The organism is Alitabrizicola rongguiensis (assembly GCF_021491355.1).
Classification (GTDB): Bacteria; Pseudomonadota; Alphaproteobacteria; order Rhodobacterales; family Rhodobacteraceae; genus Aliitabrizicola; species Aliitabrizicola rongguiensis.
On the sequence record NZ_JAKENF010000005.1, the window covers coordinates 99,173 to 121,153 of the forward strand.

Here is a 21,981-nt window from a genome sequence, read left to right on the forward strand (position 1 = left end):
TCCGTCCCCCCTAGGCCACAGCTGCGCCGCGGCGCCGTCCGATTGGCCTGTCTGAATAGGCACGTTCGGTTTCCGGAGCGCTGCCAATTCCAGGTGACCGAGTCGCTACACGATGTCTCACCGGCGTCCAGAGACGAAGCCGGATCGCGCCAGAAGGGGATGTTAGATGACGGAGCATACCGATTACAGCACGCTCGATGCGGTTCCCGCAGGCCTGCAGGTGGCCTTGTGGCCAGAGGCCCGCGCGAAAGCCGCGGCAGAGCGCGCAGCGCCACTGGTGCTTGGACGGGATAGCTCCTGGTCGTTCCGTACCGTCCGCAGCCTCGCCCGTGATGGTGTGGTCGAGCCGGACGCGATCCTGCAGATGGTTCGCGCGCCCGACACGCCCGCCCGCCTCCATCCGGCGCCCGAGGGCAAGGCCGTCGGATTTGCCGCACAGGGGCTCGATCAGTTCGCCGTCCGCCTCAAGGGGCCGGAGCCGGAAAAGCCCGGCGCCCCGCGCGGTCGGGTCAGCGTGGTCGACATCTACAGCCGCCATTTCGGCCTGACGAACCGCCCCTTCGCCCTGACCCCGGACACCGAATTCCTGTTCTGGTCGGAAGCGCATCAGCATGCCTATACCACGATGGAGTATGGTATCCTGACCAAGTCGCCGATCACGCTGGTGACGGGCGACATCGGCGCTGGCAAAACCACGCTGGTACAGCACCTGATCGAGCGGATCACGGCGAACGGCGACCTTCGCATCGGCCTGATTTCCAACGCGCAGACCTCGCGCTGCGAGATGCTGCGTTGGGTGATGATGTCGCTTGGCCAGTTCACCGATCCGGAAGCGACCGATCCCGAACTGGTCGATGCGTTCAACGCCTACCTGATCGACGAATATGCGCAGGGCCGCCGGACTGTCCTGATCTTCGACGAGGCACAGAACCTTGGCGCCGATGCGCTGGAAGAACTGCGCCTGCTGACCAACATCAACACCAACAAGGACGTGCTGCTGCAACTGGTCCTCGTCGGCCAGCCCGAACTGCGCAACCTTGTCGATCGCGACGAAAGCCTGCCCTTCGCGCAGCGCATCGCCACCAGTTTCCATCTTGGCGGCATGGATCTTGCGACGACCCGCGAGTACATTGACCACCGCCTGAAGATTGCCGGCGCCGGCAAGCCCCTGTTCAGCGACGCGGCGATACAACTGGTCTTCGAGGCGACGGGTGGGATCCCGCGCCGGATCAACCAGCTGTGCGATCTGGCGATGGTCTATGCCTTCACCAGCAATCTGCGCAGCGTCGTGCGCTTCACGGTGCAGCAGGTTCTGAACGATGGCACGTTCTTCGGTGCTGCGCCGGCGATGTCGGACCACCTTTCGGGCGCGATGCACTGACACCTGACAAATGATCGAAAAGGGCCTCCCTCGCCGGGGAGGCCCTTCCTCGTTGCCAGCCTGCTTTCCCTTAAGCTAACCTGCCGAAAAGACAGGAAGGGTGCGGGGGCATTGTGACGGGGCTGCTTGCCGGTCTGGTGGCGAACCTGATCGTCATCTTCGCGCGGTTCGTCACCGCTGTCCGGGGCATATGGATGTCCGGTCCGCCGGACACGCGCCCAAAGGTTTATTTCGCCAATCACACGAGCAATGGTGATTTCGTCCTGGTCTGGGCGGCCCTGCCGCACCGTGTCCGGTCGCGCACGCGCCCGGTGGCCGCCAGTGACTACTGGCTGACCAACCCGCTCCGCGCCTTTGTCGGGCGCGAGGTGTTCAAGGCGGTGCTCATCAACCGCAATCCCGAAGAGCGGACCGAAGACCCGGTTCAGTTGATGCTGAATGCGCTCGATGACGGCTCGTCGCTGATCCTGTTCCCCGAGGGCAAGCGCAACATGGGCCCGGACCGGCTGCTGCCCTTCAAGACCGGCCTCTATCATCTGGCCCGGCAGCGCATCGACACCGACCTTGTCCCGGTCTGGATCGAGAACCTGAACCGCGCCCTGCCGAAGGGAGAGATCCTGCCGATCCCGATCATCTGCACGGTGACCTTCGGCCCGCCGATCCAGATCGCTCTGAACGAGACGAAGGAGGATTTCCTGGCCCGGGCACAGGCAGCCCTGGCGAAGGTGGCGGAAACCGTTGAAAGGCCACGCTCATGACGATGCCGCTGCCTGACCTGACCTCGCTTCTGGCTGGCCTTGGTCTGTTCATGCTCGTGGCTTCTGTCGCGGGCTACGTGCTGCAACTGTGGTTCTCGCCCGAGGGCGACAACCCGGTCATCGAGAACCTGAACGCCCGCATCCGCTCGTGGTGGGCGATGATCATCCTGATGGCGCTGGCGCTTCTGGCGGGGCGGGTAGGGACAACGCTGTTGTTCGCCTTCGCTTCGTTCGCGGCGCTGCGCGAATTCGTGACGCTGCTCGACACGCGGCGGGGCGATCACTGGGCCGTCGCGGTCGCGTTCTTCATCGTGTTGCCGCTGCAATATTGGTTCATCGCCACCAACTGGTACGGGCTCTATTCGATCCTGATCCCGGTCTATGCCTTCCTCATCATCCCGATGATCGCGGTGCTGCGCGGCGATACCGAGCGTTTCCTGGGCCGGGTTGCCGGAATCCAGTGGGCGCTGATGATCTGCGTCTATTGCATCGCCCATGTCCCGGCGCTGCTGAACCTCGAGATCCCCGGCTATGCCGGGCGGAACGTCATGCTGATCGCCTTCCTCATCATCGTGGTGCAGGGATCGGACGTGGCGCAGTACATCTGGGGCAAGCTCCTGGGCAAACGGAAGATCGCACCCTCGGTCTCGCCTTCGAAAACGGTCGAGGGCTTTGTGGGCGGCGCGCTTTCGGCGGTCGTGATCGGTGCGGCCCTGTCCTGGATCACGCCCTTCGGGCCGGTGCGGGCCGGGCTGATGGCCTTTGTCATCGTGATTGCCGGGTTCCTTGGCGGGTTGGTCATGTCGGCCATCAAGCGCGACCGGGGGGTGAAGGATTGGGGGCATACCATCCCCGGCCATGGCGGGTTCCTGGACCGGCTGGATTCGGTGATCTTTTCGGCCCCGATCTTCTTCCACCTGACGCGGTACTGGTGGTCGCTGACATGAGCGATGGAGACCGCCGGCCGCTTGCAAGCCGTGACACCGGCTGGGCGCGGGCCCTGGCCCGGCGCGTGGCGGCCACCTCAATCACGCCTAACCAGATTTCCATCGCGGCCATGGGCTTTGCGGCCTTGGCCGGGATCGGGTTCTGGGCCGCAGGCGGGGCGACTGGGCTTGGTCGCGCCGCTTTGTTGCTGCTTGCCGCCGCGGGGTGTCAGCTGCGTTTGATCTGCAACCTGATCGACGGAATGGTGGCGGTCGAGGGCGGAAAGGGTGGCCCGGATGGCGCCTTCTGGAACGAAGCGCCCGACCGGGTTTCGGACATTCTCGTGCTTGTAGGGATGGGCCTTGGGGTTGGGATCCCGGCACTCGGCTGGTCGGCGGCCTGTCTTGCAGTGCTGACGGCCTATCTGCGCGAGGAGGGCCGGTCGCTTGGCCTCGCCGCCGACTATTCGGGACCGATGGCGAAACCGCAGCGGATGGCGGTTGCGACCGGCGTGGCGGTGCTGTCGCTGGCCGAGCCGCTTTGGGGCGGGCAGGGCGAGGTACAGCTGTTCGGTCTGTGGATCATCCTGATCGGAGCGGGTTGGACCTGCCTTCGCCGCGCGCGGCGGATCCTCGCCGGGCTGAACGCGCGTTAGGGACGGGCAATCAGCCGGGTCGTCCCGCGCTGGACCACCTCTTCGTGCTGGTTCAGCGCTTCCATCGCCAGTTCGATCAGGGTCTGACCGCCGGGCGCGGGGCGTAGCCGCGTGACGGTAAACTGCGCACGGATCCTGTCACCAAGCAGGACCGGACGGCGGAAGGTCACGCTCCATCCTCCCGATGCATAGGCGTCGATCCGGGCCGGAGCGCGGCTTTTCAGACCCTCGATCAGCGACAGCACGAGCAGGCCGTGGGCAACGCGCCGTGGGAAGCCGGCGCGTGCCGCCTCCGTGGCATCAAGGTGGATCAGATGGCGGTCGCCGGCCAGGTCCGCAAAGCGTTCGATCAGGGCTGCCGTCACCTCTACGGCGTCGGTCTCGATCCGGTCGCCGACGGAAAGCTCGGACGAGGAATGCAGGCCCGGGGGTAGAAGGCGGTTCTCCATCAGGAGAGCTTCGCGTCACAGCCGATTGGCGGCAAGAGGTTTTCCGTTCTGGAGCAGAGGGTGAGGGCGCTGATAAATCCGCTCTTGATTTACGTACCTCATGCGATCACCTAACAGGAGGGGGGAAAGGGAATCACCGTGGGACGCCCGACGATCAACGATCTGGCCGCCGAGGCCGGGGTCAGCCTGGCGACGGTGGACCGCGTTTTGAACGGCCGCGCCGGGGTTCGCGAGGCGACCGTCGCGCGCGTGAACGAGGCGATCGAGCGCATCGGCTATGTCCGCGACCCCTTTGCCGCCAGCCTTGCCCGCCGCCGCGACTTCCGCGTTCTGGCCTTCGTGCCGGATGGCGATGGGCAGTTCCTGGGCGAAGTTCGCGCTGCGGTCCAGAAGACTGCGATCAGCCTTCTGTCGGATCGTGTGGTGCTGGACCTTGAGCTTTTCCGCCCCGATCCGCATGTCTTCGCGGCGAGGCTGGGCGCGATCGATCCCGAAGATGTGGATGGCGTGATCCTGATGGCACCCGAGACACCACATCTGCGCGATGCCGTGCGTCATCTGCGAGAGCGTGGGGTGGCCACGGCCGCGATCATTTCGGATCTTCCGAACTCTCGAGTGGATTACTTTATCGGAATCAACAACTTGAATGCGGGTCGTACCGCGGCGAGCCTGCTGGGCAGGTTCCTGGGGCCAGGTCCGGCGCGCATTGCGGTGATCGCCGATACGCTGACGGCGCGAGACAGCCTTGACCGTCGGCTTGGGTTTGACCGGGTCATGGCCGAGGATTTCCCGGAGATTGAAGTCTTGCCGACGGTCGAGGGGCGGGGCGATCCGCAGGGGCTCGAGGCGGCTTTGCGGAACCTCCTGCGCAGTTTTCCCGATCTGCGCGGGGTCTACTCCATGGGGGGCGGCAACCGTCTGTTGCTGGAGTTTCTCGCTCGCTCCGGGCTGACGCCGCGGCCGCGGGTTGTGGTCCATGAGCTGACCCCGACCACCCGGCAGGGTCTGCAGACTGGCCAGATCGACGCGGTCATTACCCAGGATCTGGGCCACATCCTTCGAAGCGCCATCCGCCGCCTGAGGGCCGGGCGCGACAATCGCCCGATCCTGCAAGAGCAGGAACGGATTCGCATCGAGATCCTCGTCCGTGACAATCTCTACTGACTTTTAGTGCGGACATTTCGGCGCCTCGAACTGAATTCCTAATGAGTTTGAGGTGCGCACCTCAGAAATTCATGGACATGAGGTGCGCACCTCATGTATGCCGGGGGCAGCCTGGGGGAATCGCTTCCCTTCCAGGATAATGGGGAGGAGACCGATGAACGTAGGAACGCGCGCCATTGCGGCGGCTGCGGTTGCTGTCGCCGGCATGGCCGGAACCGCTGCGCAGGCTCAGGATAAGACACTCACCCTCTGCTGGGCGGCCTGGGATCCCGCCAACGCTCTCGTCGAGCTGTCGAAGGACTTCGAGGCGAAGTCAGGCATCAAGATGAAGTTCGAGTTCGTTCCGTGGCCGAACTTCGCGGACCGCATGTTGAACGAGCTGAACTCGGGCGGGAAACTCTGTGACCTGATGATCGGCGACAGCCAGTGGATCGGGGCAGGGGCCGAAAGCGGCCACTACATCAAGTTGAACGACTTCTTTGCCGCCAACGGCATCGACATGGCGAACTTCGTGCCGGCGACCGTGACCGGCTATGCCGAATGGCCGAAGGGAACGCCGAACTACTGGGCGCTGCCGGCATTCGGTGACGTGGTCGGCTGGACCTACCGCAAGGACTGGTTCGAACGGCCCGAAATCCAGGCTGCGTTCAAGGAACAGTATGGCCGCGACCTGACGCCGCCGCAGACCTTCGCCGAGCTCATGGACATCGCCAAGTTCTTCCAGGGCCGCGAAATCGACGGCAAGAAGGTCTATGGCGCCTCCATCTATACCGAGCGTGGTTCGGAAGGGATCACGATGGGCGTGATGGATGTGCTCTACAGCTTCGGCTTCGAGTACCAGAACCCCGAAAAGCCCTACGACATGCAGGGCTTCGTGAACTCACCCGGCGCAGTGGCCGGCCTGGAATACTACAAGGCGCTCTATGATTGCTGCACGGCACCGGGCGCATCGAACACCTACATGGGCGAAGGCATCGACGCCTACAAGTCGGGCCAGGTCGCGCTCCAGATGAACTTCGCGTTCACCTGGCCAGGTTTCGAAGTCGATCCGAATGTGGGCGGCGGCAAGACCGGTTATCTCGTGAACCCGGCCGGCCCGGATGGCAAACGTTTCGCCCAGCTGGGCGGGCAGGGCATCTCGGTCGTGTCCTACTCGGAAAAGCAGGCGGATGCGCTTGAGTATATCAAGTGGTTCGCCCAGCCTGACGTGCAGGAGAAGTGGTGGTCGATGGGCGGCTTCTCGACCCTTCGGTCGGTTGTCGAAAACCCGTCCTTCGCGAAGAGTCAGCCCTATGCCCAGACCTATCTAGACTCGATGGCGATCGTGAAGGACTTCTGGGCTGACCCGAGCTACGCGACCCTGCTGCAGGATGCCCAGAAACGCTTCCACGACTACGTGGTCGCCGGCAACGGCACCGCGCAGGAAGCGCTGGATGGTCTGGTCCAGGACTGGACCACGGTTTTCGAGGACGACGGCAAGCTCTGACCTCGAAATTCGGGCGCGCCGGGGCCAAACGCGGCGCGCCCACTTCGACCCGACTTGAGATATGCTGGCGCGACCGCCACCCGCAGGATTCCCGACATGGCCGAGACTCCCATAGACCGACTGGCGCGGAATACGCCTGCATCCGTTGCGCACCGTGTGCGGGGATTGAGCGACAGGGCCATCGCCTGGGCCTTTGTGACGCCGACGATCCTGCTTCTGCTCGCGATCAACATCTTCCCGCTGATCTGGACGATCCGTCTCAGCTTTACCAACTTCCGCGCCAACCGCCCGAACGAGCCCGTCGAATTCGTGGGCCTGCGCAACTATCAGCGCATCCTGACCGATCCCGACATCTGGCATACGATGCAGGCGACCGCGCATTTCCTGTTCTGGACGCTGTTCTTCCAGGTGGTGATCGGCTTCGGCCTGGCCTGGCTCATCAACCGCAAGTTCAAAGGCAATGACCTGCTGACCACGCTGATCGTGCTGCCGATGATGCTGTCGCCGGCGGTGGTCGGGAACTTCTGGACCTTCCTCTACCAGCCTCAGATCGGACTTTTCAATTACGCGGTCGAGTTCCTGACCGGCGGCAGCGTTGCTGCCTCGTCCTTCACCATGCTCGGTTCGGTCGAGCTCGCGCCCTGGGCGATCGTGATCGTCGACACGTGGATGTGGACGCCCTTCGTGATGCTGATCTGTCTGGCCGGGCTGCGGTCGATCCCCGATTACATCTACGAGGCGGCCGAGGTCGACCGCGCCTCCAAGTGGCGGCAGTTCTGGACGATGACCGTGCCGCTGGTGCTGCCCTTCCTGATGCTGGCCGTCCTGTTCCGGGGCATCGAGAACTTCAAGATGTTCGACCTTGTGGTGCAGCTGACCGGAGGTGGCCCCGGTGACACGACGCTTCTGACCTCGATCGAGCTGAAGCGCGAAGCCTTCGAGAAGTGGCGCACCGGCTTCAGCTCCGCCTACGCGATCATCCTGTTCGTGACCGTCTTCGGCCTCGCCTCGATCTACGTGAAGGCCCTCAACAAGGTGAAGGAAAGATGAGCGCCTACTCCGTCACCGCGCCGTCGCGCCGTTCAAAGTTCTTTGCGGGCGCGCTTGTGCTTCTCTACACGGTCATCACGCTGTTGCCGTTGTTGTGGATCATCTCGACCGGCTTCAAGACCGGGCCGGATTCCATTGCCTATCCGCCGAAAGTGGTCTTTTCGCCCTCGCTCGAAGGCTATGTGAACCTCTTCACCAGCCGGACGCGCGCCACCAACGAACAATTGGCCGAGATGCCGCCGCCCGCAAACTGGGTGGAAGAGATCGTGCGGCGCCGCAACGAGGTCATCACCGGACCGTCGCGCTTCGGCGAGCGGTTCATGAACTCGGTCATCATCGGCTTCGGCTCGACCTTCCTGTCGATTTTCCTGGGCACGCTCGCGGCCTACGCCTTCTCGCGCTTCCGCGTGCCGCTGAAGGATGACCTGATGTTCTTCATCCTCTCGACGCGGATGATGCCGCCGATCGCGGTGGCGATCCCGATTTTCCTGATGTTCCGCGGTCTGGGTCTGTCGGACACGCATCTGGGGATGATCCTGCTTTACACCGGCGTGAACATCAGCCTCGCGGTCTGGCTTCTGAAGGGGTTCATCGATGAGATCCCGCGCGAATACGAGGAAGCGGCGCTGATCGACGGCTACACCCGGTTTCAGGCGTTCCGGAAGGTCGTGCTGCCGCAAGCGGCGACGGGTATCGCCTCGACCGCGATCTTCTGCCTGATCTTCGCATGGAACGAATATGCCTTTGCGGTGCTGCTGACCTCGGGCAACGCCCAGACCGCGCCGCCCTTCATCCCCACCATCATCGGCGTTGGCGGGCAGGACTGGCCGGCGGTGGCGGCGGGCGCCACGCTGTTCCTCTTGCCGGTCATGGTGTTCACCATCCTTCTGCGCAAGCACCTGCTGCGCGGGATCACCTTCGGAGCGGTGCGCAAATGACCCGATTTTTCTACGAAAAATCCCGTCGCGCCGCGTCCGAATTTTCGCAGAAAATTCGTGCTGGAGGCCGATCATGACCCGCTTCCTGTCCGGCCTCGCCCGGTTCCGTCGCGGGCCCTGGGAGATGCTCGCGACCATCCTGATCGCGCTCGGCGTGGTCATGCTGATGCAGCCCTTCGTCCTCTGGGCCTTCACCTGGAGCTTCATCGTCACTCTTGTCGGCACGGTCATGTTCATCATCACCAGCCACTTCCCGGACTGAGACATGGCCCAGATCGTCATCAAGAACCTGCGCAAGGAATTCGGCGCCTTCACCGCGGTGAAGTCGTCGAGCTTTACCGTGGAGGACGGCGAATTCTTCATGCTGCTCGGCCCGTCCGGCTGCGGCAAGACCACGACGTTGCGCATGATCGCGGGGCTTGAACTGCCGACGAGCGGAGAAATCTGGATCGATGGCGAAGAGGTGGCGCAAAAGCCGGCAAGCCAGCGCGACATCGCTTTCGTCTTCCAGATGTTCGCGCTCTATCCGCATCTGAACGTGCGCAGGAACATCAGCTACCCGCTGGTCAGCCAGGGTATGTCCAAGGCCGCAGTCGCGGCGAAGGTCGCGGAGGTCGCCCGCATACTCGGCATCGAGCATATCCTCGACAAGGGCGTGTCGGGCCTGTCGGGTGGCGACCGCCAGCGCGTGGCGCTTGGCCGCGCCATCGTGCGCAACCCCAAGGCCTTCATGATGGACGAGCCGCTCGGCGCGCTCGATGCCGAGTTCCGCGAGCATATGGCCGAGGAACTGCGCGCTCTACACGACCGGATGAAGGCTACGACCGTCTACGTCACCCACGACCAGCTCGAGGCGATGCAGATGGGCGACAAGATCGTAGTGATGAACCATGGCGTGATCGAGCAGTTCGGCCGCCCGCAAGAGATCTACGACAAACCCGCCACCCTTTTCGTGGCAGAGTTCATCGGCTCGCCGCCCATGAACTTCCTGCGCTTCGAAGGCCGGGTGCGGCCGGGGCAGGACCATGTCCGGCTGGGCGAAGCCGAGCTGCGCGTGCCCCGGCAGCATGAAGAGGCAGGGGGCGAGCTCGTCTTCGGGGTCAGGCCCGAGCATGTCACGCTTGACGACCATGCAGCCTACCGCGGGCGGGTTGTCGCCTCGGAATACCTTGGCACGACGCAGATCCTCACCATCGACACGGCCCATGGGGCCATCAAGGCGCGGGTGCCGTCGTCGCAGGTGGTGAAGTCGGGCGAGCTGACCGGGCTGCGCTTCACCCCCGAGACGGTGACGCTGTTCGAGGCCCAGCAAGGCCGGGCGCTGCGCTCGGCGTTGCATGACGAGGGAGGCGCGCGTGGCTGAGGTTGTCCTGTCGCATGTGAACAAGGCCTTCGGCGTGACCCAGGCCAGCCGGGACGTGTCGCTGACCGTGCCGGACGGTGCCTTCGTCGTGCTGCTCGGTCCGTCGGGCGCGGGCAAGACGACGCTGCTGCGGCTGATCTCGGGGCTCGACAAGCCGGATTCCGGCCAGATCACCATCGGCGGGCAGGATGTGGCCCGCCTGACCCCGGCGGAACGGAACGTGGCGATGGTGTTCCAGCAATACTCGCTCTATCCGCATCTGACGGTGCGACAGAACCTGGAGTTTCCGCTGAAATCGCCGGTCCTGCGTACGCCGCAGCCCGAGATCGAGGCAAAGGTCGCCAAGGTGGCCGAGGTTCTGAGGATTGGCCACAAGCTCGACAACAAGGCCACGAACCTGTCGGGCGGCGAGATGCAGCGGGTGTCGATCGGGCGCGCCCTGGTGCGCAATCCGTCGATCTACCTGATGGACGAGCCGCTGTCCTCTCTCGACGCGAAGCTGCGGGCCGACCTGCGGATTGAACTGAAGCACATCCAGGCCGATCTGGGCGCGACGATCCTTTATGTCACCCATGACCAGATCGAGGCGATGACACTCGCCACCCATGTGGGTGTGCTTGATCATGGCGAACTGGTGCAGTTCGGAACCCCGCGCGAGATCTACGAGGCGCCGCGCACGCTGGCGGTGGCACAGCGGTTGGGGCAGCCCCGCATCAACGCGCTGCCGGCCGGGCTTTTCCCCGACGCACCATCCGGCGCGGCGACCATCGCGCTTCGGCCAGAACACATCCTTCTGGGCGAGGGCCGCGAAGCGCGTGTCACCCGCGTCGAACGGCTTGGCGACCAGACCCGCCTGCATCTGCGCTACGAGGGCCACGATCTGGTCACCGTCGCCGATCCCCACTCGCGTCTCGAGTCAGGCGACACCATCGCCATGCGACCCCACAATCCGCTGTATTTCGACCAGAACGGAGCGCGCATCGCGCAGAAAGGCTGATCCATGACCCAGTTCATCAATGATCGCGATGCGCTTGTCACCGAGGCCATCTCCGGGCTTCTGCGCGCGTCAAACGGCAAGCTCGCGCGGCTCGACGGTTTCCCGCACATCAAGGTCGTGGTCCGAAACGACTGGGACCGCTCCAAGGTCGCGCTTGTCTCGGGCGGCGGGTCGGGACACGAGCCGGCCCATGCCGGCTTCGTCGGGGCCGGGATGCTGACCGCCGCGGTCTGCGGCGATGTGTTCGCCTCTCCCTCGGTCGATGCGGTGTTGGCGGGCATCCTCGCCGTCACTGGCAAGGCGGGCTGCCTGCTGATCGTCAAGAACTACACGGGCGACCGCCTGAACTTCGGGCTGGCGGCGGAACGGGCGCGGGCCTTCGGTCTCAAGGTGTCGATGGTCATCGTCGATGACGACGTGGCGCTGCCGGAGCTGCCGCAGCCGCGCGGCGTGGCGGGGACCCTGTTTGTACACAAGATCGCCGGCGCCTTGGCCGAGGCGGGCGCGGATCTCGACACGGTCACCGCGGCGGCGCGGCGGGTGATCGACGGTGCAATCTCGATCGGCATGTCGCTTGACACCTGCACCGTCCCGGGCTCGCCCAAGGAACAGAGGATCGCTTATGGCAAGGCCGAACTGGGTCTTGGCATCCATGGCGAGGCCGGGGTGGAGCAGGTGGATTTCGAGGGGGCGCGCCACGCAATGAGCATGGTCGTCGAGCGGCTGAAGCCCGCGATGGCCGAAGGTCCGCATGTCGCGCTAATCAACAACCTCGGCGGCGCGACCCTTCTCGAAATGCAGGTCCTGACCGAGGAACTGGCCCGCTCGCCCATCGGGGCTCGGATCACCCATGTTGTCGGACCAGCCTCGATGATGACCTCGCTCGACATGCAGGGTTTCTCGGTCTCGCTTTTGCCGCTGACCGAAGCCGACCGGCAGGCGCTGGCGGCACCGGTCGCCATAGCCGCATGGCCGGGGTTGTCCGACTTCCGCGAGGGAGCGGTGCTGCCGTTGCCGGACGGCCTCATGCCGATCCAGCCGACGCCTTCGGCGAACCCGCAGCGACGGGAACTGCTGAAGCGCTGCTGCGAGATCCTGATCGCCGAGGAGGCGGCGCTGAACGCGCTCGATGCCAAGTCGGGCGACGGCGACACCGGCAGCACGCTCGCCACGGCCTCGCGGGCGCTGATTGCGGCGCTCGACCGGATGCCGCTTGCCGATCTGACGCAGCTATATCGCGCCGTCGGGATTGAGTTGAGCCAGACGATGGGGGGCTCCTCGGGTGTGCTGCTTGCGATCTTCTTCGCTGCGGCCGGGGATGCCTCGGCCAGCGGAAAGGGCTGGATCGAGTCGCTGGACGAGGGGCTGAAGCGGGTCCAGCAGGTCGGCGGCGCCCAGCCGGGCGACCGGACCATGATTGACGCGCTGGCACCGGCGCTGGCGGCGCTGCCGCAGGGGATCAAGGCCGCCGCAACCGCCGCCCGCAAGGGCGCCGATCATACGGCGACCATGCAGCGCGCCCGTGCGGGACGGTCGAGCTATGTCAACGCCGAGAAGCTTTTGGGTCACAACGACCCAGGCGCCGAAGCCATCGCCCGGCTGTTCGAAAAGCTCTGACCGTCATCTGCGGTCGCCGGAAAAGGCGGCAAGGCTGATCGCCAGCAGGATCAGCGCCGCTCCGGCCAGCCCTTTGCCATCCAGCCTCTCTCCCAGAAAAAGAAAGGCGACCGCCGCGCCGAACAGGCTTTCGGCCGAGACGAGCAGTGCGGCCGTCGGTGCGGTCACGCGGGACTGGGCGTGGCATTGCAGCAGAAAGGCGATCCCGGTCGAAAAGATGCCGAGCAGCAGCAGTTCCGGCAGTGCCGCGCGGAGGTCAGTCCAACTCGGCAGATCGACTGTCAGTACGATGGGAAGCAGAACCGCGACCGTCACCGCGAATTGCAGACATGTCGTTCGGATCGGGCGGCCATACTGCCTTGCATGCTGGCCAAGCGCGACCATCCAGGCCGCGTAGAACACCGCCGAGGCGAGACAGGCGAGATCGCCGAGATTCATCCGGGTGGGCGAGAAATGTCCCCCGCTCATCAGATAGATCCCGACAATCATTATCCCGGCCGACAGGAAATGCACGCGCGCGGGCGGTGCCCGCAGGGCAAGCCAGACGATCAGGGGCGTCAACGGACCCGCGATGTTTACCAGAAAGCTCGCATTGGTCACGGTAGTCAGGCCGAAGGCGAATTGTTGCAGCACAAGCGCCACGGCAAACAGCAACGACACGAAGAACAGGCTTGTGTTCGGTCTTGCCGTGCGGGGCGGAGGGATCGGATCGCGCGAGACAAAGGGCAAAAGCACCAGAACGGCGAAGAGGCAGCGCATCATCACCGCGGTCACGGGGTCTACATGCTCGAGCACCGTCTTGTTCGCCACATTGCCAGCCCCCCAGAAAAAGGCTGCAAGGAGCAGGAGCAACACGGCGTTGCGGCGGTCTCGGCGCAGGCTCAGTTCGGCATGCGCGAGCGTCAGTCGGGAGGTCGCAAGCGGTGGGGTCAGTCGGCCGGAGCGGCCGGGATCGTTCAACACGGTCATGAGGGCCTCGGCGTACCAGGGAAGATGGCGCGACGGGCCCAGGGAGAAAAACCAGGTCATTGAAAAGGAATTCGACCCGCCGCACAGGGACCATCGCAGCCGGTCCGTTGACCCCACGTCACCCTGCCGTCAACGCAGCGTGAAAATCGCTCAGAGGGCGTTCTGCCAGTCGAGGACCGACTGGATCGGCCAGACAAGCATGACGATGTTCAGGATCAGCCCGTCGCGGATGAGGATCATCGTCGCGGTCTCAAGGCCGATGACGACAATGACGCTCGCCCATACCGGAATGGTCCGCGCCAGCGTAAAGCCAATCATCATGGCGACGATGTCGGAGAGCGAATTGATCACGCTGTCGCCGAAATAGTCGAGCGAGATCGTTACCGTCCGGTAGCGGTCCATGATGATCGGGGTGTTCTCGAGGATTTCCCAGAACGCCTCTATCGCCGTCGCCAGGGCGAAACGCCAGCCGATCGGCATCCTGCGCGCGACCAGCCACAGGCCCCAGTAGAACAGGAAGCCGTGGATGATATGCGAAGCCGTCCACCAATCCGTCAGGTGCTGGGAGTTCTGGTTTGTGCCGAGAACGCCATTCCAAGCCAGCACATAGCCGCATTTGCAGATCAGCGTATGGCCCATGCCCGACAGCAGGAAGGCCGTGGCCACGAATATCGCAGCGGTGATCCAGTAGGGAAGTGAACGTCGGCTCATAAGCTGAGGAAATCACGCGCGCATCGCGTCGTCCAGCGGGATCACGTCCACGGCCTGTTCGCTCGACTGGCCGCCGTAGATGCGCAACACGCCCTTGACCGGGGCGACGTCGAAGTAGTCGCGCCCATGGGCGACTGCGATGTGGTCATGGCCCGCGAAAGTGGCGTTGGTCGGGTCATATTCGACCCAACCTGCCTCTGGGCCGCACCAGGCGCGCACCCAGGCATGCATCGCATCCGCACCTTCCAGTCGCGGCTTGCCCGGAGGCGGGATCGTCCGCAGGAACCCCGATACATACCCGGCCGGAATGCCGATGCCGCGCAGACCCGCGATCATGATGTGGCTGAAATCCTGACAGACGCCGTGGCGGGCCGCGAAGGCCTCAGCCATGGGCGTGTCGACGTCGGTCGCCTCGGGATCGTAGCGCATCTCGGCATGGATCGCTTGGCCCAGGGCCTCGACGGCGGTCAGGCTGTCGGCGGCAGCCGAGCGGCGGGCAAAGGCGATGACCTCTGCGTCGGGCGGCACTCTGGGCGAGGGCGAGGTGAAATGTGAAGGCGCCAGCGGATCAAGGCTGCGGGTCGCCGCGACCAACCCCGGCAACTCGGCCAGGGGGGCGGAACCAACGGGGCGCGCGCTTGTCGCCAGCCGTTGAACGCGGGCCTGCAGGCGCAGGGTGATCTGGTCATGGGCAGACCTGAACGCAAAGTCGGAGCAGAGATTGCCGAAGAAATCAGCCCTGTCGGTTCGCTCTGCCGGCTCGGGGGCGATGTCGAGATGCCCTGCAATCAGCCGCTGCACGCCTGGAATGTCCGCCGGCATCAGCCGCACGAGATGCCGTCCGCCGGTGGCGAGGCTGGCATAGCGGTAAGTGATGTTGAGGCGGATGTCGTAGAGCATGACGCAAGGCTACATGAGGTAAGTTGCCCCTAGCACCCCCGAAAGCGCCAGAATGTCGCCGCGCAATGTCGCCAAAGCCGCAGGCGTCAGGCTTTCGGGAGAATGCAGGGCAAGACGTGTCTGCACCTCCAGCACCCGCCTCCCGAATTCGGTGACCGGCGCTGCGGCTTGAGGTTGCCCGCCAAGCGCATCGGCCTGTTCGCGCAACTCGTTGAGGTGGAACAGGATCGACCTCGGGTTCTGCGCATCGAGCGCCAGAAGGTCCACCACGCTTTCTCGCCGCGTCGTGACCGGGTAGCGCTGCCGATGGGTCATGGCGCTGTCGCCGATCTCGATCGCAAGGTCGAGCGATCCGGTCGGGGCATCCTCGGCCGTGAACGCGCGCAGGACGTCCGCCATGGTCGACGCCCGTTCGAGCGACCGTCCGATGGTCAGGAACCGCCAGCCTGCAGTGCGATACATGTTCTCGTGTACCAGCCCCGAGAAGCCGGCGATCTTGCGCAGAAGCACGCCCATCGCTAGCGCCGCATCCGATCCGGCGGTCACGGTCGAACCCATGCGCCGCATGGTCTTGTCGAGGTCTGTCAGCGCCGCCCAGCCATCGACCGAGAAGCGGTCGCGAATCTGGCTCGCGCTGTTCACCGCGCCGCCTAATGTCTGGATCAGACCGGGTGGCATCGCCACTTCGGCTCCAATGCCATAGCCGCCAAGGAACTCTGCGATCTCGGGCAAGAGCGCCGCGCCGCCGTCATCGGCGAGGCGCGCGTTATAGGCGCGGGTGAGGCGCAGCACGCCCTCGGTCCGCTCGACATAGCGACCAAGCCAGAACAGGTTGTCGGCGGCACGCGCGGGCAGGGCGGTCCCTTCGGCGCGCGCAAAGGGATGGGCCGTGCGCGACAGCATCGTCTCTTCCGGCACGGCGCGGTCGGACACCACCCAGACATCGGCGACCGAACTGCCTTGCGCCATCGCGATTGCGGCGGTCCCTGATCCATGGCCCATCGCGATCCGGGCAAAGCCGCCGGGCATCGTCACCCAGCCCTGCGGCGTCCGGGCGAGAAAGACGCGAATTGTCATGGGCCGGGGCTCGAGCCGGCCGCCGACCAGGACGGGCGTCGTCGACAAGGTAACAAGCTCCTGCCCAACCAGCCCCGAGGCATTGCGGGTGAGCCAGTCGTCGAACGGGCCGTCGGCGCCGCGCAGGACCCCGCCAAGCGCGTGGGTTCCGTCCGTCTCGAAGGGCAGGCGGGTGGCGAGCGCCGGGCCGATCAGCATGCGTCCGGCCTCGGCCCGGACATGATCCAGTTCGACAGATCCTCCGCACCACCAGGTCGCGATGTTCGGCATCTTCAGCGGCTGTCCGGTCAGCGCCTCGGAAATTCGCGGCAGGAAGGCGAGCATCGCCTGTGCCTCAAGCACGCCCACGCCGAGCGCGTTGACTAGCGTCACCTCGCCTGCACGGATCGCAGAGAGCAGGCCCGGCGTGCCGATATAGGAGTTGTCCCGCAATTCGAGCGGATCGGCCCAGCCGGAGTCGAGCCGCCGCCACAACACGTCGATCGGCACAGGTCCTGACACGGTGCGCACCTTTACCGCATCTCCCTCGACCGTGAGGTCCGCCCCTTCGAGAAGCGGCATCCCAAGGTAGCGGGCGATATAGGCGTGCTCGTAATAGGTGTCGGTCATCGGGCCTGGCGTGAGGATCCCCACCTTCGATCCCGACAGGACCGAGGCATTGGCCTGCAACCCGTTCAGCGCGTCGCGGAAGGCGCGGAAGAAACCGGCAAGGCGGTGGACATGGGCGCCCGGATAATGCTCGGCAAAGACGCGGGAAGAGGCGACGCGGTTTTCCAGCGCGAAGCCCGCGCCCGAGGGGGCTTCGGTCCGGTCGCCCAGCACCCACCAGCGGCCATCGGGGCCGCGACCGATCTCGAAGGCGAGGAAATGCAGGAAATGGCCGCCACGGGGGGCGATGCCGACCAGCGGGCGCAGCCATTCGGGGTTCTCGCCGACCAGCGTGGCCGGCAGATGCCCCTCGGACACCAGCCGGTTCGGCCCGTAAAGGTCGGCCGCCACCGCTTCCAGCAGGTCGGCGCGCTGTGCCAGCCCCTCGGCGATCTGCGCCCATTCTCCTTCCGAAAGCACGATCGGCAGCGGCGTGAAGGGCCAGTCCCGCTCGCCGAGCGTTGTCGCACCATAGCGACGGAAATAGACTCCTGCCTCCCGCAGGTACTGCTCGCCCCTCGCCACATGAGACACGAGTTCGGAGGCCGACAGGCTTTCGAGATGCGCAATCAGCGGCGCCCAGGCCGGGCGCATCGCGCCGGATGGGTCAAGCAGCTCGTCGGGCACGCCTGGAAGTGGGCGGTAGCCCTCGATCAGGCTTGTCTTGCGCGTCTTTGCACCGGGTTTTGGCATGTCAGAGTCCCGGTGCCCGCCGCAGGTCGAGCGTCATCGGGAATTCCGGATGGCGAACCTCCTGCGGCGGCAGATAGGGTCCGGCCCGGTGGCCATTGGCGGTAAAACGCGCCAGACGCCGCGCCTCGGCCTCGTTGCCGTTCACCGGGAAGGTGTCGTAGTTCCGCCCGCCCGGATGGGCGACGTGATAGACGCAGCCGCCAAGCGCCCGACCCGACCAGCGGTCGTAAATGTCGAAGGTCAGGGGCGCGTTCACCGGCAGCACCGGGTGCAGCGCCAGCGCGGGCTGCCAGGCCTTGAACCGCACTGCGGCGACCGCGACGCCGTTCGTTCCGGTCGTGGTCAATGGCACAGTGCGGCCATTGCAGGCGACGGTGTAGCGATCCGGGTCGGTCGTTGTCAGCTTCACCTGCAGGCGCTCGACCGAGCTGTCGGTGTAACGCACCGTCCCGCCGATCGCGCCAGTTTCGCCCAGCACATGCCAGGGCTCCAGCGCCTGGCGGATTTCCAGCGTGGTGCCCTCGTAAGTCACCTCGCCGCAGAAGGGGAAACGGAATTCGGCCTGCGCCTCGAACCATTCGGGTTGCATGGCAAAGCCGTGCTCCTTCAGGTCGCGCAAGACGTCGAGGAAATCCTCCCAGATGAAATGCGGCAGCATGAAACGGTCGTGGAGGGTTGTGCCCCACCGCGGCAGCGGACCGCTGAGCGGTCTGTCCCACATCCGCGCGATGATCGCGCGCAAGAGAAGCTGCTGCGCAAGGCTCATGCGTGGATTGGGTGGCATCTCGAAGCCGCGGAACTCGACCAGACCCAGCCTGCCGGTCGGGCCATCGGGCGAATAGAGCTTGTCAATGCAGATCTCGGCCCTGTGCGTGTTGCCGGTCACGTCGACCAGCAGGTTGCGCAACAGCCGGTCCACTAGCCAGGGCAGCGGCTGCGGCCCCTGACCGGGTGCCGGGATCTGCGCCAGTGCCATTTCCAGTTCGTACAGCGCGTCGTGCCGCGCCTCGTCGATCCGGGGTGCCTGGCTGGTCGGGCCGATGAAGAGGCCCGAGAAGAGGTAGCTCAGCGACGGGTGCCGCGCCCAGTGCAGGATGAGGCTTTTGAGCAGGTCGGGCCGGCGCAGGAACGGGCTGTCGGCGGGCGTCGCGCCACCGACGACGACATGGTTGCCGCCGCCAGTGCCGGTATGCTTGCCGTCGATCATGAACTTGTCGGCACCGAGCCGAACCTGCCGGGCCTCGTCATAGACCGCCTCGGTCGTCGCGACGCAGTCTTCCCAGCTATGGGCAGGGTGGATGTTTACCTCGATCACGCCCGGATCGGGGGCGACGCGGATGACGTTGATCCGTGGGTCATGGGGCGGGGCGTAGCCCTCGATATGCACCGGAAGGCCGAGCTTTTTCGCCGCCGTCTCGGCTGCTGCGACCAGTTCCAGGTAATCCTCGATCCGTTCGACCGGCGGCATGAACACACAGAGCCGACCGTCTCGGGGTTCGACCGACAATGCGGTCCGCACCGATCCGCCGACCTCGGAGATCGACTGCGCGATCTGGCCTTCGCCCTGCGGCACCACCGTCCGGGTCGAGACGGGCAGGGGCCGCCCCGCCACGTTGGCGGGCTCAGGCAGGGGCGGACGATCGTCGAACGGGTCGGCCGGATTGATATAGGGGAAGGCCGCCGGCGGCACATAGGGCAGCGATCCAAGCGGAAGGCGATAGCCGACCGGGCTGTCGCCGGGGACAAGGAACAGATGCCCGCGCCGCAGCGGCCATTTCTCGGTCACCCAGCCCTTGGCCGATTTCGCCTGCCAGCGCTGAACGGGCAGCACGAAACCCGAAGGCTCGGTCAGCCCCCGTCCGAAGACCCGGGCGATCCGCGCCCGCTCCTCGGCGTCCTTGAGTTTGGAATTCTCGGGCGTCACGTTCTCGGGCAGATTGCCTTCCTTCAGGATCCATTCCGCCGGGTCCTCGAAGGCCGGTACCACATGGTCGGCGGGAAGCCCCAGTTCCCCGGCGATCCCGGCCAGCAGCGCCTCGGCCTGCGCGGGGGTGGCACCGGTGGCGTCCTCCTTGGCGACCAGCGCCTCATCCTGCCAGATCGGCTTGCCGTCGCGCCGCCAGTACAGGCTGAATGTCCAGCGCGGCAGTGTCTCGCCCGGATACCATTTGCCCTGCCCGTAATGCAGGAAGCCGCCGGGGGCGAAGCGGTCGCGCAGGCGGCGGATCAGCTGGTCGGCGAAGAGGCGTTTCGTCGGGCCGACGGCGTCGGTATTCCATTCCGGCGCCTCGAAATCGAGGGTCGAGACAAAGGTCGGCTCGCCACCCATGGTCAACCGTACGTCGCCCTTCTGAAGGGCCGCATCGACCTTTCGGCCGAGCGCGTCGAGGGCGGCCCAGGAGTCGTCCGAGAAGGGCTTGGTGATGCGCGGATGCTCGGCCACCCGGCGGACCTTCATGTCGAAACCGAAATCGACCTCGGCATAGCTCGCCATGCCCGAGATCGGCGCGGCGTTGCGGTAATGCGGCGTCGCAGCCAGCGGAATGTGGCTTTCCCCGGTCAGAAGACCAGAGGTCGGGTCCAGCCCGATCCAGCCCGCGCCAGGCAGGTAGACCTCGCACCAAGCGTGCAGGTCGGTGAAATCGACCTCGGTCCCCGAGGGGCCGTCGAGCGCCTTGAGGTCCGGCTTCAGCTGGATCAGGTAGCCCGACACAAAGCGCGCGGCAAAGCCCAGATGCCGCAGCGCCTGCACCAGAAGCCAGCTCGAGTCGCGGCAGGAGCCTGTGCCGCGCCCGAAGGTTTCCTCGGGCGTCTGCACACCCGGCTCCATGCGGATGACATAGCCGACCTCTTGCGCCACGCGCGCATTCAGGCCGACGACGAAATCGACGGTCCGCTGCCGCTCGCGCGGGATCGAGGCGAGAAACGCGGCGAGATGCGGCCCGGCAGGTTCCGGCGTGCGATAGATCACCAGATCAGGCGCGATGTCCTCCGGATAGTCGAAGGGCCAGTGCTCGGCCGTGTCCTCGACGAAGAAGTCGAAGGGGTTGTAGACGGTCATGTCGGCGATCAGATCGACCTCGATCTTCAACTCGCGCACCGGCTCGGGGAAGACATAGCGCGCCAGCCAGTTGCCGTAGGGGTCCTGCTGGTGGTTCACGAAATGCGGCTGGGGACCGACCTTGAGCGAATGCGACACCACGCGGGTGCGGCTGTGCGGGGCCGGGCGCAGGCGGATGACCTGCGGGCCGAGCGTGACGGGACGGTCGTATCTGTAATGCGTCAGGTGGTAGATCGAGGCGAGAATGGACATCGGCTGACTGGTCTGCGGCTGGGGTGTCTGCCCGAATTCGTTTCACATCTGTCCCGACCACGCCACGGATTATTGCGGCTTTTCCGGGCCAGCGCAGGGGCGGTCGGTTTCTTTGCCGAGATGCCCAATAATTGAGCAAACGGTGATGGGATCAGCGGGCGATCAGCCTGTCCACTTGTCGGCCCACGCGGTCCAGATGCCGCGCGCGACTTTCGGCGGTCGAGCTGTCCATCAGGTAGTGGGCGGCGAACACCTTGCGTGTCCTTCCGCAGAGAAGGCCAATTCCGCGCATGAGGGTGCGCTTGCCGGGTGCGCCGACCAGAAGTGTCAGCCACCGGCTCGCCCCGCAGGTGGTGAAGACTCCCAACCGCTCGATATGGGTCAGGCCCGGACGGATGTCCTGGCCATCGGCTTGCGGCAGGTGGAACGCGACCTCGGGCAGCAGCACCCGGTCAAGCCACCCTTTCAGCATCGCCGGCAAGCCATACCACCAGGTCGGATAGACAAAGATCAGGGTGTTGCACCACAGTAGGTCGGCCACCTCTTTCGCAACGGGAGCCCGGTTGGCCGGGGCGTCGCCATTGGTCCGCCATTCTGCAAGGCTCAGCGTGGGGCGGAAATCAACAGCATAGAGATCGGTCAGGCGGACCTCGGCCCCCGCCGCCGACAATCGGTCGATCACACGGTCCCGCACGGCAGCGGTGTAGCTCGTGCCGCTTGGATGGCAGAAGACGACCAGTGCACGGATTACCGTTGCCATGTGTCACTCCCGACTCGTTCAGTTCCCGGATTGCATCCGGCGAGGCCACGCCCGGATGCTCTGCCGACAAGACATCGTCATGGGCGAAGGCCCAATGGGCAAGGGCCGGAATGCGACGGGCAGGA

19 protein-coding genes are annotated in these 21,981 nt (G+C 65.3%); 12 read left to right on the forward strand and 7 right to left on the reverse strand.

The genetic code is table 11. The features are described 5' to 3' along the window. The first annotated feature begins 166 nt into the window (after positions 1-166). The 4 genes from L0V05_RS18785 (at position 167) to L0V05_RS18800 (ending at position 3,721) form a co-directional block, all read left to right on the forward strand. The gene (locus L0V05_RS18785; RefSeq protein ID WP_234873032.1) at positions 167-1,381 is read left to right on the forward strand and encodes an ExeA family protein; all 1,215 of its coding nucleotides are present in this window, start codon (positions 167-169) and stop codon (positions 1,379-1,381) included. Between the two features lie 113 nt (positions 1,382-1,494). Beyond that, a complete protein-coding gene (locus L0V05_RS18790) occupies positions 1,495-2,139 on the forward strand; it encodes a lysophospholipid acyltransferase family protein (protein WP_234873033.1) in 645 nt (214 codons plus the stop codon). Beyond that, on the forward strand, positions 2,136-3,086 hold the full coding sequence (locus tag L0V05_RS18795) for a phosphatidate cytidylyltransferase (RefSeq protein ID WP_234873034.1): 951 nt from the start codon (positions 2,136-2,138) through the stop codon (positions 3,084-3,086). Before L0V05_RS18790 ends, L0V05_RS18795 begins: the two co-directional genes overlap by 4 nt. Next, positions 3,083-3,721, forward strand: coding sequence for a CDP-alcohol phosphatidyltransferase family protein (locus L0V05_RS18800; protein WP_234873035.1), 639 nt, complete (start codon positions 3,083-3,085; stop codon positions 3,719-3,721). Before L0V05_RS18795 ends, L0V05_RS18800 begins: the two co-directional genes overlap by 4 nt. Here L0V05_RS18800 and L0V05_RS18805 read toward each other — a convergent pair. Next, a complete protein-coding gene (locus tag L0V05_RS18805; RefSeq protein ID WP_234873036.1) occupies positions 3,718-4,170 on the reverse strand; it encodes a MaoC family dehydratase in 453 nt (150 codons plus the stop codon). The genes L0V05_RS18800 and L0V05_RS18805 overlap by 4 nt on opposite strands. A gap of 138 nt (positions 4,171-4,308) precedes the next feature. Between L0V05_RS18805 and L0V05_RS18810 the strand changes: the two genes are divergently transcribed. The 8 genes from L0V05_RS18810 to L0V05_RS18845 all read left to right on the forward strand — a co-directional run bounded on the left by L0V05_RS18810 (position 4,309) and on the right by L0V05_RS18845 (position 12,785). Beyond that, the gene (locus L0V05_RS18810; RefSeq protein ID WP_234873037.1) at positions 4,309-5,334 is read left to right on the forward strand and encodes a LacI family DNA-binding transcriptional regulator; all 1,026 of its coding nucleotides are present in this window, start codon (positions 4,309-4,311) and stop codon (positions 5,332-5,334) included. A 154-nt stretch (positions 5,335-5,488) separates the two neighbouring features. After that, entirely contained in the window at positions 5,489-6,820 is a 1,332-nt protein-coding gene (locus L0V05_RS18815; protein ID WP_406565994.1) for an ABC transporter substrate-binding protein, read from the forward strand. Between the two features lie 96 nt (positions 6,821-6,916). Beyond that, positions 6,917-7,870, forward strand: coding sequence for a carbohydrate ABC transporter permease (locus tag L0V05_RS18820; RefSeq protein ID WP_234873038.1), 954 nt, complete (start codon positions 6,917-6,919; stop codon positions 7,868-7,870). Next, positions 7,867-8,808, forward strand: coding sequence for a carbohydrate ABC transporter permease (locus L0V05_RS18825; RefSeq protein WP_234873039.1), 942 nt, complete (start codon positions 7,867-7,869; stop codon positions 8,806-8,808). The genes L0V05_RS18820 and L0V05_RS18825 overlap by 4 nt, the downstream gene beginning before the upstream one ends. Positions 8,809-8,881: 73 nt before the next feature. Continuing rightward, positions 8,882-9,070 carry a hypothetical protein gene (locus tag L0V05_RS18830; RefSeq protein ID WP_234873040.1) on the forward strand — a complete coding sequence of 63 codons (189 nt, stop codon included), beginning with the start codon at positions 8,882-8,884 and terminating at the stop codon, positions 9,068-9,070. A gap of 3 nt (positions 9,071-9,073) precedes the next feature. Then, the gene (locus L0V05_RS18835; RefSeq protein ID WP_234873041.1) at positions 9,074-10,171 is read left to right on the forward strand and encodes an ABC transporter ATP-binding protein; all 1,098 of its coding nucleotides are present in this window, start codon (positions 9,074-9,076) and stop codon (positions 10,169-10,171) included. Further along, positions 10,164-11,168, forward strand: a complete 1,005-nt coding sequence (locus L0V05_RS18840) for an ABC transporter ATP-binding protein (RefSeq protein ID WP_234873042.1) — start codon at positions 10,164-10,166, stop codon at positions 11,166-11,168. The genes L0V05_RS18835 and L0V05_RS18840 overlap by 8 nt, the downstream gene beginning before the upstream one ends. Before the next feature lie 3 nt (positions 11,169-11,171). Beyond that, the gene (locus L0V05_RS18845) at positions 11,172-12,785 is read left to right on the forward strand and encodes a dihydroxyacetone kinase subunit DhaK (protein ID WP_234873043.1); all 1,614 of its coding nucleotides are present in this window, start codon (positions 11,172-11,174) and stop codon (positions 12,783-12,785) included. A gap of 3 nt (positions 12,786-12,788) precedes the next feature. Here the strand turns inward: L0V05_RS18845 and L0V05_RS18850 are convergent, their stop codons facing one another. From L0V05_RS18850 to L0V05_RS18875, 6 genes are all read right to left on the reverse strand, one after another. After that, entirely contained in the window at positions 12,789-13,814 is a 1,026-nt protein-coding gene (locus L0V05_RS18850; protein WP_234873044.1) for a DMT family transporter, read from the reverse strand. Positions 13,815-13,904: 90 nt separating this feature from the next. Continuing rightward, positions 13,905-14,465, reverse strand: a complete 561-nt coding sequence (locus L0V05_RS18855) for a DUF2585 family protein (protein WP_234873045.1) — start codon at positions 14,463-14,465, stop codon at positions 13,905-13,907. Positions 14,466-14,477: 12 nt separating this feature from the next. Continuing rightward, positions 14,478-15,365, reverse strand: coding sequence for a transglutaminase family protein (locus L0V05_RS18860; protein ID WP_234873046.1), 888 nt, complete (start codon positions 15,363-15,365; stop codon positions 14,478-14,480). 9 nt (positions 15,366-15,374) lie between these two features. Further along, positions 15,375-17,783 carry a circularly permuted type 2 ATP-grasp protein gene (locus tag L0V05_RS18865; protein WP_234873047.1) on the reverse strand — a complete coding sequence of 803 codons (2,409 nt, stop codon included), beginning with the start codon at positions 17,781-17,783 and terminating at the stop codon, positions 15,375-15,377. Between the two features lies 1 nt (position 17,784). Further along, a complete protein-coding gene (locus L0V05_RS18870; protein WP_234873048.1) occupies positions 17,785-21,096 on the reverse strand; it encodes a transglutaminase family protein in 3,312 nt (1,103 codons plus the stop codon). A gap of 151 nt (positions 21,097-21,247) precedes the next feature. Continuing rightward, positions 21,248-21,856: an NAD(P)H-dependent oxidoreductase gene (locus L0V05_RS18875; RefSeq protein ID WP_255683859.1), complete on the reverse strand. Its 609-nt coding sequence runs from the start codon at positions 21,854-21,856 to the stop codon at positions 21,248-21,250. Between the last annotated feature and the right edge of the window lie 125 nt (positions 21,857-21,981).

Bases quoted from the DNA above. Each gene is read 5' to 3' on its own strand.
- L0V05_RS18785 (WP_234873032.1), top strand. From the start codon at position 167: ATGACGGAGCATACCGATTACAGCACGCTCGATGCGGTTCCCGCAGGC.
- L0V05_RS18845 (WP_234873043.1), top strand. From the start codon at position 11,172: ATGACCCAGTTCATCAATGATCGCGATGCGCTTGTCACCGAGGCCATC.
- L0V05_RS18865 (WP_234873047.1), bottom strand. From the start codon at position 17,783: ATGCCAAAACCCGGTGCAAAGACGCGCAAGACAAGCCTGATCGAGGGC.
- L0V05_RS18820 (WP_234873038.1), top strand. From the start codon at position 6,917: ATGGCCGAGACTCCCATAGACCGACTGGCGCGGAATACGCCTGCATCC.
- L0V05_RS18825 (WP_234873039.1), top strand. From the start codon at position 7,867: ATGAGCGCCTACTCCGTCACCGCGCCGTCGCGCCGTTCAAAGTTCTTT.
- L0V05_RS18800 (WP_234873035.1), top strand. From the start codon at position 3,083: ATGAGCGATGGAGACCGCCGGCCGCTTGCAAGCCGTGACACCGGCTGG.
- L0V05_RS18830 (WP_234873040.1), top strand. From the start codon at position 8,882: ATGACCCGCTTCCTGTCCGGCCTCGCCCGGTTCCGTCGCGGGCCCTGG.
- L0V05_RS18815 (WP_406565994.1), top strand. From the start codon at position 5,489: ATGAACGTAGGAACGCGCGCCATTGCGGCGGCTGCGGTTGCTGTCGCC.
- L0V05_RS18795 (WP_234873034.1), top strand. From the start codon at position 2,136: ATGACGATGCCGCTGCCTGACCTGACCTCGCTTCTGGCTGGCCTTGGT.
- L0V05_RS18805 (WP_234873036.1), bottom strand. From the start codon at position 4,170: ATGGAGAACCGCCTTCTACCCCCGGGCCTGCATTCCTCGTCCGAGCTT.
- L0V05_RS18855 (WP_234873045.1), bottom strand. From the start codon at position 14,465: ATGAGCCGACGTTCACTTCCCTACTGGATCACCGCTGCGATATTCGTG.
- L0V05_RS18870 (WP_234873048.1), bottom strand. From the start codon at position 21,096: ATGTCCATTCTCGCCTCGATCTACCACCTGACGCATTACAGATACGAC.
- L0V05_RS18860 (WP_234873046.1), bottom strand. From the start codon at position 15,365: ATGCTCTACGACATCCGCCTCAACATCACTTACCGCTATGCCAGCCTC.
- L0V05_RS18875 (WP_255683859.1), bottom strand. From the start codon at position 21,856: ATGGCAACGGTAATCCGTGCACTGGTCGTCTTCTGCCATCCAAGCGGC.
- L0V05_RS18850 (WP_234873044.1), bottom strand. From the start codon at position 13,814: ATGACCTGGTTTTTCTCCCTGGGCCCGTCGCGCCATCTTCCCTGGTAC.
- L0V05_RS18835 (WP_234873041.1), top strand. From the start codon at position 9,074: ATGGCCCAGATCGTCATCAAGAACCTGCGCAAGGAATTCGGCGCCTTC.